The organism is Alteromonas sp. NFXS44, assembly GCF_040148705.1.
In the GTDB taxonomy this organism is placed as follows: Bacteria; Pseudomonadota; Gammaproteobacteria; order Enterobacterales; family Alteromonadaceae; genus Alteromonas.
Window position 1 is genome coordinate 719,286 of the sequence record NZ_JAGDEA010000012.1, and the last position, 12,095, is coordinate 731,380.

Genomic DNA, 12,095 nt, shown 5'->3' on the forward strand with positions numbered 1-12,095 from the left:
TTACTTACCTGTAGAGCTGACAAACGAGATACGTTTCGCGAAGGGCTTTACCCCGAGAGCAGTATAAATTTCTGCTGGCGAATACACCTGATCATCTTTCACCACAAGACGGGGACGCCGGACAGCTGAGATGTCTTCCAGAGGGTTACCATCAAGAATGACTAAATCGGCTTGTTTTCCCGCTTCAATACTACCCACCCAGCTTTCCTGCTCCATGTACTGTGCACACCCAAGTGTGCCGGCAATCAACGCTTCAGCAGGCGAAAGACCGGCTTTTACATAGAGTTCAAGCTCGCGGTGAACAGTGAAGCCGCTGGTATCATCTGTACCGGGCAATAACTGAATTCCGCGTTCGTGTAATCTTTTAAGGACTTGAAGTAATTTGCTAAAGCTCTCCCGGTAGGCGGTATCTACTTCCGGCGTCAGACCAGGTACAAAAGTACGCTTGCGGTAACGCTGATAACCAATGGGCATATGAGACAAGTACGGAGCGTCCGCTTCACTGACTTCTCCGGCGCGGCTTAACATCAGACGCTCCAGAATCACCGCGGTAGGGTCCAGAGGAACACCTTCTTTTTCCATATGATCCATGGTGCGCTGGACAGGCTTGCTATCGAGGTCCAGATTCGCAGCCCTCTGCATTGCGGTTAAGCGCAGTGGCGTGCGTGTATCCTCTTCAGGCGTCAGCAACCAGCCCAGCATAAGCTGGTTGATATGGGTTATTTCGTCATAACCACTGCTGATCATGGCATCAGGGTTTGTGAACGCCGGAATATGCCCGGTAACCCCCATGCCCAGTTTATGTGCTTCAGTGGTAATAGCCGGTACCCAGTCAGGATCCATGGAATTGTAGATTTTTATCTGCCAGAAACCGTTTTCATGGTACCAACGCACCTTCTCAAGTGCTTCTTTTTCGCTGTCTACCACAAAGCCTAGTCGCGCAGAATAAGGACTTCGCCCTTCCAGAAAACCATTCTTTACAATGCGCGGACCCGCCAGGGTTTTCTCATCCATTTGCTTAATCAGATCCAGCAGAAAAGGGTTGTTATTGCCCATGTCTCTGGTGTTCGTCACTCCGGCCGCCAGATACCACAGCCCGCTGTCTAACGTGGTGTGAGAGTGCATGTCGTTAAGACCGGGGATAACGGTTCCACCTTCTGCATCGTAGTAAGGTAAATTCTGCATATTGGTGCTCTTACTGCCGGTATCTAAGATTGCACTGATTTTTCCGCCATCAACTACAATGTTCACCGGCCCTTTGCGGGTGCCTGATTTCGCATCGAAATACCAGGCATTACGCACAACGTATTTCCCTTCATGCCTGTGCGCCAGCTGCTTTTGCAATGCCTGAACACGCTGCATTTCAAGCTCACCGTATAAGTCTGACAAGCGGGTAAGCTCACTTTCCAGCCCTTCACGGATTGAGAGTTGGTTCGTACCCAGCACCGCTACCGGTAACATATCGTCGTCCAGTAGCACATAGTCAGGCGTTAGCCCTCTGCCTGTCATACGATAAACAGTAGCGTGAAAATTACCGGGTAACTGAACGTTCTGCAGTTTAGCCACCGTTAACTCACCGGCAGGTAACACCGCAAGACGGTGCTCCGGTGCTGCCCATACGGTTTTTACATATTGCGTAGTCTCCCAGGGTGTACTGTCATTAGTGATATACAGTACTGGTTCCGTTGCGGAAACCTGGCCGCTGTCGGCCTGGCTTTGCCAGATTGCACTGCCGGCATCCCAGCGATAACTTTCCGTAACCTGTCCTCCCATGAGAGAACGCCCGCTGATTTCCCAGTTAACCGGAATACCCTCTCCGCTGAGACTCACTTCAGCATGCAGTTTGGGCCCGCGTCCATTGTTATCTACATGGTAGTCAACAGACACCGAATTCTCTTTTTCATCGAATTTGACAAACCCTACTTTCTCACCGTTTGCCATTACCGTCAGGGTTGTAGCACTAGCCAGCGCAGAGGTTGAAAACAGTCCGGCCATAACAGGGAACAAAAGAGCAGTTCGAAGCCTGCGGTTTATTGTGAATTTAACTGTCATGGTTTCAGAAACTCCTCCATGATATTTTCCAGTCTGGGCAGTTCAGCGTCTTCGGCAAAAACGGAATGCCCGCTGGCAATAATTTCGTAAGTCACCTGCTCAGGTTTAAGTCCGCTGTGCATCAATGCATACCATGGCGACAAAGCAGGCACCGCAAGGTCGTAATAACCTGTCACCACGAGTACTTTCATATCGGGGTTATTCTCCACCTGAGAGGCAATGTTAGGGGTAGGATTGAAATAGAAATTGGGCTCTGTCCATGGCGAATCAGAGTTGCCGTATCTCCACTGGCCATTTACTTCCAGGGAAAGTGATACATAGGGCAGGTCATTTTCTATGCCCACTTCCCGTTTCAGATATTGCTTAATTGGATCAGACTGGATGATCAGCGAGTTACCGAGTCCCAGAGACGGATCATTCATCGCCGATACCCTGCCGTTGTCTTCTTCAGGCAGTGGCGCAATCATCCGGGCATCGAGCCGGCCAAATTGCTTGCCCTCAGGCTTGAGCAGGTTCATTCTGAAAAACTCACCATCAATTTTCAGATCATGGTCCAATATCACATCACGACTTAAACCCAGAAAGTTAGCCATTTTTCCGGCTATTTCATAAGCGTCTTTGTCTGTCAGCTCTCCACCTTTCAATAAGGCATCTACATAGTCTGTCATTGCGAAGGATTTTGCTGCAGTGTAAACAGCTTCGTGATCCATGCCCTTCATGCTACCCATACCATGCTCAGCCGCTGCCACAGCAAAGGTAGGTAAACTGAACAGATAGGGCATGATGTTTCCCTGTACCCCTTCGTTGCCACTGGCATCCAGAAGGGGTGAAACCAACAACACGCCGCCCAGTTTAAAATCAAAAGGCTGCCCTAACATTTGTGCCAGGCGGTAACCACCGTAGCTTTCCCCGGCCAGAAATACGGTGGCATCTTCGCGGCCATGTTTTTTCAGCCAGTGTTCAATGTATTCATTAAACACCTGCGCATCGCCTTTCGGTGTCCAGAAATCTGCCGGGCTTTCCGCTTTCATCGACGGTTTGCTGAAGCCGGTTCCCGGCGGGTCAATGAACACAAGGTCTGCAAACTTCAGTGAGGTCGACGGATTCAGTATAAATTCATCCTCACCGTCGCTGTTTTTTACCTTACTCCATGGTCCGACACCGCTGAACTGCAACGTAGATGCAGATGAACCGGGACCACCATTGAAGGCAAACAAGACTGGTCGTTCCTGTTTTGAATCGACGATATAAGCGGTAGAACTGATTGAAGTATTTTCATTAATGGCCATTTCATTGAACACCGCTTTATAACGGTAGTCCTCACCGTCAATGGTGTACTGCTGCGTTTGACGGGTATCAATCCAGTTTGTTTGTGCCTGCACCGCGCTGGTAATCAACGCTGCACCTGCAAGACAAAAAAATGTGCGTTTTAAAAACATGAAATATCCTCATTGCTACCGGTGAATGTCCATTCGTAGCTGGTTGTCAGCGGGCCGGCAGGAATAAATGAAATGACCTTATCGCCACCTGATCGCTTGACGGTCAATGTTATGGGTGAGTGCGGCGTGGACTGCTGTGCATCGAGGCTGATGGTATTAAGGACAACATCTCCTTCCTCCAATCCCGCTATGGCAGCCGGCGACTGTAAATTTAGTCCGTGGATTATCCGCGGTGCCTGCATCAAACTACCAATATCGAACCCCAGTTCAAATAGAGGTGTACTGGATTTGTGTAACGTGAAGCACTGCCCCTGCGAGGCATTGTTTGGTACCAGCAACATGCCGTTTTGCATGGCATCAAAGTCCTGCCTTGCGTATTTACCGGTTATGCTGGTCAGGAGGTTGATCCAATCTTCCTCTTCCACCGGTTCACCGGCTCTGAACATAGCAAGAAATTGATTGAGCACGGTATCCAGCGATTGTGACCCTCCGGTGGCTTCGCGAATACGCCCGTCAGTAATAAAAAAGTACATTGCCCCACGGTTGTATGGTTGCAAGCGGGCCCGCGCATCCGTCCAGAAAGCAGCGGTTGCATCGGCCATTGTCATGTCTTTTTTAACGTTGCTGTAGTATGTGAGCAAGGTTTCATTCATCCGCGACGTATATTCCTGCGGACTCAGCATTCCAAGTAAGTACGCTGCACGGTCCTGATAATAGATTGCCAGTCCTTCCTGAAACCAGGCTTCATCTGCAAGACCATGAAGGAAAACGTGAACCATTTCATGCATCAGAATTTGCTTTAGCTGCTGCTCTGAGTTTTCTTTTTTTGCCGCGACCATCAGGGCTTCCGGCAAAGCAGTCCCACTTTGCATGATCAAGGGGTTATTGCGGAACAAAACCGTAAACGGCTGCAAACCCGGCGTATCATAGAATTCACTCAGCTTTTTGTAGGTAGCTGATGACCACTCAAGCAATTCGCCGGTTCCGATAGCATCAAAATGCTGCAAGGATGCAGCGTTAAAGGGCGAGTCACTCTCCGGCAGGCTTGTCAGGTCACCGGCCATAAAATAAGTCACTAATAACCTGTTCAGAGGAAAGTTCTCACCTTCAGGTAAGCTGTTAATTTGTGTAGAAGGCCATGGAAACGCTGCTAAATCCCAGTTCACTGTTGTATTAAACAGACGGTCATCTTCAGCCAGAATCAAAAAGGTAATTCCGGCTCCACTTATACCCTTTTCATCAGTCCGTAATTCCCAGGTCGGACCGGTGTTACGCTCTTGCGACACCGCAACAGAAAAGCTCAGTATGGCGGTACCGTTTATAACCCGGTTACTTCTCCAGCTAACTGGATCGCTCACTTTTAATGTCGCGGGTTTAGTCTCTTCTTCGACCAGGGGGATAACACCTTCGCTGTCGGTGAGAGTCAGCTCTGTGATTCTGTTAGCAACATTCTTAAGAGGCCCCACTGTTCGCGAGACTGAGAATACCGGCGCAGAACCTTCCAGACCGCTATAAACTTCAGTGACCTGTATCCCTTTTAGTTTGGTATCACTAAACTCCGGGGTCAGAGTTATGCTGAGCGAGGGTACTTCTGCCCTGCAGGACAAGCTGGTGAGCAGGACGATTAACAGAGAGATAATTTTTCGCATAATGGACTTACCAGAAATAAAAGAAAGAAAAATCAAAATAGCCGGCCGGATAACCGGCCGGTTTATTTTTCTTAAAACTGATAAGCCAGAGTTGCACCAACAGTGCGAGGCTGAATCAATGTGGGACCGTAAGTAACATCAGTCCCCAAAGCAGCAGAAGAACGGCGGTTTGCAGTGACATAGCCTACTTCGTCAGTGACGTTATTAACGTAAAGTGTGACTTTCCAGTCATCTTTGGAGAAGTTAGCACTCAGATCAGCCGTGGTATAGCCGGGCAGTTGGATACGGGGCAGTTCAGCAGATTGCGTAAACTCCATCTGACGGTCATCGGTATACCGCAGTTTCGCTTCAAGCGAGAGGCTGACACCATTATTCAGCTCTATGAAATGCGAAACAGCCATGGTACCGCCATGTTTACCGGTGAACGGCAGCTGATCACCGTCCAGTCCATACGCCGTAGAACCTTCAACGAAACCCGGAATATCTTCAGCCAGTTTGGCATCAGTAAAAGAATAATTAACAGCAAACAACCAGTCTTCAGCGAAGTCATAATCAAGGCTCAACTCAATACCCTGACTCACGGCTTTACCCGCGTTCGCTGTATAGGTTGAACCGTATTCCAAATCAAGCTGAGTTAACTGTAAGTCACTCCAGTCGATGTAGAACAAGGCGGAATCCATTCGCAGATCGTTATCAAGGAAACTACCCTTAAAGCCGAGTTCGTAGCTGACCAGTTCATCAGACGTGTAGCTTTCCGGTGCATTGGCCAGAAGATTACTGTTACTTCCGCCTGCACGGTAGCCTGATGCAATACGAATATAACCCATCATATCTTTTTCAAATTTATAACGGGTGGACAGCAAGTAGGTAAAAACACTGTCGTCACTTTTATTGGTCGTTGTTGATGCAGAAGAAAGCATGCCGCCCGCTTCACCAAAGCCAGACAGTTCGTTCTCTGCGTAGCGCCCGCCTGCAGTCACATCAAGTTTATCAGTAATCGCGTAAGTGACGTTCGCAAAGACAGCTGACTCCTCGTACTCGTTATCACCAAGAGAAATCAGCAGCGGCACACCGGTAAATACTTCTCCGGAGTCATTGTCCCCAAGATAGAAATTTTGTGTGCTGTTTACATCCTCTTTGGTATAGAACAATCCAACTTGCCACATCAGTTGTTGTTCCGGAGAAGATAAGCGCAACTCTTCGCTGATTTTATCAACATTGTACCGGTTATCGATTTGAGCCCCGGGGTTCTCAAACGTTAGCCCCAACATACCCGCAAATACCGGCGCCAAATCCCCTATTGTTGTATAACCGACATCTTGCTTTGCTGCTGACCGGTGCTCGCTGTAGCCGGTTATGGAGTCAAATGTCGCCCACCCCAAATCCGCATTCAAACGCGCGGAATAGAATCTTGTGGTGCCTTCGAATTTGTCTGCACCCACCATTCTTGTATGAGAATACTGTCCCTGCTCTGGCGTTAAATCGTAGCTTGAATCGATGGTTGCTGACTGGCCCTGACCATTATTTTGAATCATGGCTGAACCGCGGAACGATACCTTATCTGTGATCTGCCACAACGCAGCAAAGCGGCCGCCTTCAGCAGTCGTAGAATTATCTGCGCCGTCACGGGTGTTGGTAACGAAGTAAGGATCTTCACGTTTAAATACGCTGGCACGAACAGCAAACTCATCAGTTACCGGAGTACTTCCCGATAAGCGCAGGCTGTATCCATCGCCGCCGTGAGCTGCCGTAGCACCGCCTAATTCCATCCGGCCTTCGCTGTAAGTTAGATCCGGGTCGCGGGTAATATATTTAAGCAAACCACCCATTGAACTTGCACCGTAAAGTGTACCCTGAGGACCGCGCAAAACTTCAATTTGTTGTAAATCGGAAGGGTCCAGATCAGGAGATACTCCGGTATTTGTGGCGGACCCGTATGGCACATCATCAATGGTAGTGCCGGCTGTGGGGCGAATACTGATACCCGCATCGGTTCCGATACCACGCATGATAATAGCACTGCTCATCTGACTTTGGATGTAACTCAGCCCCGGGATCTCAGTGTAAAAATCTGCCAGCTTTGCTTTGCCGGATTCGGCCAACTTTGAAGCATTAAGTACATCAATTGAAATAGGTACATCCTGCAGGCGCTCTGAACGTTTCTGTGCTGTAACGACAATGTTCTCAACTGCATCATCATCCGTGGTCTGCTCAGATGTCTGTGCATAAGCCGGAGTTGCGGTCATGACTATCGTTGCAGCGCCTGCAGCAGCAATAATAGAGCGCGTAATCGCATTTAGCTCAACGCTTTCGATAATTTGTTTAAACATGTTTTCCTCAGATTTAACACAATGTTGAATTTTTATTACTAAAGCTAATAGTAATTCTGTCTGTCGCTATAATTGCTCCAGCAGGCAACAAAGCTGATATTTTTCTATTTTAGGAGTTATTTCATGTTCAACCTTTCATTATTAATTTAGTAAAAGTGTTGAATCATTTTTAATCAGCTTCATTAAAATTACACATAATGTTGAAACAATCAAAGGTTTTATTGTTGAAATAAACAAATTGTTTAAAGTGAAATTCCAGGTACACTATTATGTGTAATTTTTGGTATTTTCCGGAGGAGCCATGGACAAAGTAAATCAAAGTAAGGCATCCGTGGTGCGATCACAGTTCTGTGATATGGAGCGTCAGCTGGTCATGTCTACATTGCAAACTGTGGTGTCAGTACTCGAAGAAGTACTCTACGAAAATATCGAAGTGGTATTGCACGATCTGACTCAACCGGAGAGATCCGTAGTAGCGATTGCAAACGGACATGTCACAAACCGTTCGATCGGCGATTCAATACTGGCAGGCCCGAAAGATGACAAAGGCTTTGAAGATGCAAAAGAGAGGGCATCATCAACAGGTCAGCAAAATAGTATTATTTCAGACTACCGCACGGTGAACAGCGAAGGTGTCGAACTTCACTCTGCTACGGCTATATTCCGGGACAGCGACGGCATTCCGTTTGCCGGCTTATGTTTCAATTCAGATACTACGGTACCGGAAATGGCCCAACGCTGGTTAAACGCAATAGTAAATAAAACACCGCGTTCATCACCCCCGCCAAAACCCGCTGAAAAAGTAGAAAAACTGATGGACGACATTATTACGTCTAATATTCAGCGATACGGAAAATCGGTAGAAGAAATGAACCGCGAACAAAAGCTGAGCGCAGTAGACGCGATGCAGAAAGGTGGACTCTTTTTCGTTCGGGGTGGTGTGAACAGGGCAGCCAAAGCACTCGGCGTGACCCGGTTCACTATTTACAATTATCTTGAAGAATTGAAGAACCGGGCCGGCGAGAAGTAATACTCCTCAATCAGGCATCATTAAATCTTCATCCCAACCGTAGTCGTATATGTGGATAGACTGGCCCACCAGCTTCCACTCATTATCGAAGCGCTCCAGTAAACGGATTTCATAGGAATAGGTTTTATCGCCATCAGCGGCGGTGGCAACTTCGTGGTGGCTTACCCAGGCCGAATCACCCACAACACTGAAGCGATAGTCAGTATGTTCGAAGGTGCCGCCCTGTCCGGCAGAGCCCGGAGGGGGTGCAACAATGACTTGCGGGGGAATGTCCATCACGCTGCCATTAGCGTTAGACACTAAAATCCGGCTGTAAGGCTGGATGTTCCAGCAACTGGCGTGGGCTTCAAGATCACCGGAGCGCCATGTTGCCGATTTCTTTTCCAACAACGCGATAATCTCTGCTTCATCCGTGGTGTAGCTGGCGAATGCGGTTGTGCTTACCAGCAAAAGTCCTGCAATCAAAAACTTCATTGTTCGTCCTGTTTTTATCCGTTTTTTTAAGAACATAACGGCATTAACAGATGATGTCACGGTGAATTTGTGCGTTTTTACTGCACAAACAGTGCAAAAATTCTTCCGGCTGAGCCCTTTTTGCCACAAGGATTATTGTAAGCGAAGAGAAAATAGCTGTTCAGCTACTTTGAAATTACGCCCCGGCGAGTTTTGCAAACTCATGCAAACCGGTAACGTGATAGTCTGCCGAAGCATGCCTCTCAACACCGGCACGTAAAATCTGTACTGTCTTCATCCCCAAAGCATTTCCTGCTGCGATTTCAGACTCTGCACTGTCTCCGATCACCCAGACATCTTTAGGGTCGACCCCGTACTTATCGTAGGCGAGCGCAAAATAATGCCCTTTTCCTTTACGTGGAGGCTCTCCCGGGTCGTCAAAATATATATCGCTGAAAGCCGCTTCCACGCCCAGCCCTTCAATTTTAGAGCGTTGAAACTTTTCAAAGCCCGATGTCACCAGAATTTTCGTGCCCCCATCTCATTAACGAACAATGTATCTTCATACCCCGACATTGACCCCGTTAATTCCAACTGCCTGAAATAGTCGAAACTGCGCTGCTCAGCCTCCTCAGAAAAAGAATAGGCAGAAGCAATCTTATCCAGTGGCTTGCGCCAGAAATCGAATTTCATCGAGGAAAATTCTTCACCGGATAAATGATGTTTTTCCAGTCTTTCCAGCTCGTCAAACAAAGGAGCGAGCAAGTTTTCCCCCACCGCATTACCGGGAGCGAGACAGTTGTCGAAGTCAAAAATGATAAATGGGCGGGATATCGTCATAAAACCTCATTAAATCTGTGTAACTGCGGTAAGCCGGGCTTATGTTTCCGGCACGCAGGCCGTTATAGGAATGAAGCACTTAGCTGCAAAACTTAGTCTCAGCGGCTTAAAGGCAACGTGCATAGGTATATTTACAGATAACCCTCTACGCCGGATTCTGCTCTACCATAAACAAGTAGTATTACGGTGTATTTAAATTATCGACTGACAGGGTAAGAAATCGGGCAGGCCAATGCGTTATCAGGTATCCAGACAATCCGGATTCACGCTTATTGAACTGATCATCGTCATCATTATGCTTGGCGTATTATCGGTCACGGCATTCCCGCGCTTTGTGAACCTGTCATCTGAAGCCAATGCTGCTGTTATTAATACCCTTGCCGGCGCACTGAAATCCACCGCGAACATTGCTCACACTAAAGCCATCATCGCCAAACGGAACGGCGGATTTAATAATGGTTTTGATTTTGATGGTGTCTATTTCGACAAAGGCTATCCGCTGGCGCTTTCGTTCGGTGACAGTGACGGCATTCCGGAAATCATGGAACTGATGAGTTTTGGTGCCGATGATTTTACCTGGGCCGATAATTTCAACGGCCAGTCTGCCAGCGGCGATCTCACCCGTGAAATTTACATCACCGTTCGCAGTAAAATTAGCCAGGGTGTGGGGCATAACGAAGTGGTTGCCACGGCCTGCTATGTTTCCTACGAAACTTTTGTTAACACTTACCAGCCACCTGAAATTATTGTTGATGTTTCAGGGTGTTAACCTCCCACTACCTTCTTTCAAAATAGTCAGGCCTCCCTGCTGACATATTACTTCTAAGCCAGAATCGTTAATCCGAACGTTCGTTTAAAGGAAAGAACTTGTAACGGCATGAAAAGTCGTTTGTTATTTCTTACGTGTGAAAAGAAAAGGCAAGCAAACTGAAATAAGCGGGATAAGAATTAAAAGCGGGAAATTGTGCAGAAGAACGTTCGGCTAAGCGCTGACTGGCAATTTTATCCATTGATTTAGTCAAACTGACTGGTTACTATCCCTCTGACTTATTAACAATATTATTACAAGAGTCATGTCAGAGAATCATGGATAAAACCCTCTTCAACTTACATGATTTGGTTCTCCTTCTTATCGCTTTTGAATGTCTGGTAGTAGCTATTTACATTGGCTTTAACCGGTCCGGAAGAAGTTTTCCAACCAGCCTGCTTATCGCTTTTTTTGTAGTGCACGCGTGTATTGCAGTGCATGAGCTGGTGTTATGGGGAAGCACTTTCCGCTACTGGGTACTGGAGTCATCGCCCAACTACTTTTTCACTTTGAATTTTGCCTACTGGCTGGACGGTCCGCTGCTGTTTTTGTTTGCCTGCGCGGTGACACAGCAGGATTTTGCACTGAAGCGGTGGCACGGCTTTTTTTTACTGCCCTTGCTGGTGTTTGGCGTTTTCATTTACCAGCATTTTTATGCGCTACCCTACGATGTCAGGGTGACATTGATTAAAAACTACAGCTTCGCCGACTTTGACTATGTGTTTATGGATTTGTTGGCAAAGCTTATCCGGGTAGCCTTTGCTGTCTATGCCGTGCTGCTGATTTTAAAGAGCGACAGCCAGATAAAGGAAAAATACAACGTACCGGCCTGGCTGCCGAAAGTATTGATGGTGCTGACAGGGATCCTGGCATGGGAAACCATGCTGAGCGCCATCAAAGTGTACCATTCACTGTACGGCTTCCCGTATTACGAAGTCGTTGAGTTGATAGGACTGGCGTCCTATTACATGCAATTCGGGCTGCTGAATGTTGTTATTTTTATGGCTGCATCCCACTTTTTGCGGGCTCAACCGGTGAAAGCCAAAACTGTTCAGCGGGAGCCGGTCAGCGAAGCACTTATCGGCCGGCTTGAAAGTACCATGGAAAGCGAGAGACCTTATTTAAATCAGAATTTATCGTTTGAACGCCTGGCTGAGAAACTGGACATCCCGGTCAAAGAATTATCAAACGCCATTAACCGGCATTATGAAGTGAACTTTTACGAGTTTATTAATAATTACCGGATACAGGAAGCCAGGCAAATGCTGGAAGACCCGGCACACAATGACAAGAGCATCACCAACATATTTTACGATGCCGGATTCAACAGCAAGTCTGTGTATAACACGCTGTTTAAGAAAAAATTCAATAAAACGCCCAGCCAGTACCGTAACGATTTTAAAAATAAACAGGCCAGGCAAAGCGCGTAGTTAAGCGTTATGTAGTGAGCCAGTCATTTCATGTCGCTTCTTCATGCGCATCAGTGCAAAAGGA

Annotated in this window: 10 protein-coding genes; 3 read left to right on the forward strand and 7 right to left on the reverse strand. The window is 47.4% G+C overall.

The window, feature by feature from the left end; all coding sequences use genetic code 11:
- From J3369_RS20240 to J3369_RS20255, 4 genes are all read right to left on the reverse strand, one after another.
- On the reverse strand, positions 1-2,052 hold the full coding sequence (locus J3369_RS20240; protein ID WP_349590365.1) for an amidohydrolase family protein: 2,052 nt from the start codon (positions 2,050-2,052) through the stop codon (positions 1-3).
- Positions 2,049-3,491: a S10 family serine carboxypeptidase-like protein gene (locus J3369_RS20245; RefSeq protein WP_349590368.1), complete on the reverse strand. Its 1,443-nt coding sequence runs from the start codon at positions 3,489-3,491 to the stop codon at positions 2,049-2,051. Before J3369_RS20245 ends, J3369_RS20240 begins: the two co-directional genes overlap by 4 nt.
- Positions 3,482-5,140, reverse strand: a complete 1,659-nt coding sequence (locus J3369_RS20250) for a M61 metallopeptidase family protein (RefSeq protein WP_349590370.1) — start codon at positions 5,138-5,140, stop codon at positions 3,482-3,484. The genes J3369_RS20245 and J3369_RS20250 overlap by 10 nt, the downstream gene beginning before the upstream one ends.
- Positions 5,141-5,211: 71 nt before the next feature.
- The gene (locus tag J3369_RS20255; protein ID WP_349590372.1) at positions 5,212-7,470 is read right to left on the reverse strand and encodes a TonB-dependent receptor; all 2,259 of its coding nucleotides are present in this window, start codon (positions 7,468-7,470) and stop codon (positions 5,212-5,214) included.
- Positions 7,471-7,771: 301 nt separating this feature from the next.
- Here J3369_RS20255 and J3369_RS20260 point away from each other — a divergent pair, with 301 nt between their 5' ends.
- Positions 7,772-8,500, forward strand: a complete 729-nt coding sequence (locus J3369_RS20260) for a helix-turn-helix transcriptional regulator (RefSeq protein WP_349590374.1) — start codon at positions 7,772-7,774, stop codon at positions 8,498-8,500.
- A 6-nt stretch (positions 8,501-8,506) separates the two neighbouring features.
- On the opposite strand, the gene J3369_RS20265 is transcribed toward J3369_RS20260, so the two are convergent.
- From J3369_RS20265 to J3369_RS20275, 3 genes are all read right to left on the reverse strand, one after another.
- Positions 8,507-8,974, reverse strand: coding sequence for a Cif family virulence factor (locus J3369_RS20265; protein WP_349590377.1), 468 nt, complete (start codon positions 8,972-8,974; stop codon positions 8,507-8,509).
- Between the two features lie 175 nt (positions 8,975-9,149).
- Positions 9,150-9,473, reverse strand: a complete 324-nt coding sequence (locus J3369_RS20270; RefSeq protein WP_349590380.1) for an HAD family hydrolase — start codon at positions 9,471-9,473, stop codon at positions 9,150-9,152.
- A complete protein-coding gene (locus tag J3369_RS20275; RefSeq protein ID WP_349590383.1) occupies positions 9,470-9,793 on the reverse strand; it encodes a hypothetical protein in 324 nt (107 codons plus the stop codon). The genes J3369_RS20270 and J3369_RS20275 overlap by 4 nt, the downstream gene beginning before the upstream one ends.
- A 232-nt stretch (positions 9,794-10,025) precedes the next feature.
- Between J3369_RS20275 and J3369_RS20280 the strand changes: the two genes are divergently transcribed.
- Entirely contained in the window at positions 10,026-10,562 is a 537-nt protein-coding gene (locus tag J3369_RS20280) for a pilus assembly FimT family protein (protein ID WP_349590385.1), read from the forward strand.
- 317 nt (positions 10,563-10,879) lie between these two features.
- Entirely contained in the window at positions 10,880-12,031 is a 1,152-nt protein-coding gene (locus J3369_RS20285) for a helix-turn-helix domain-containing protein (protein ID WP_349590387.1), read from the forward strand.
- Positions 12,032-12,095: the final 64 nt, after the last annotated feature.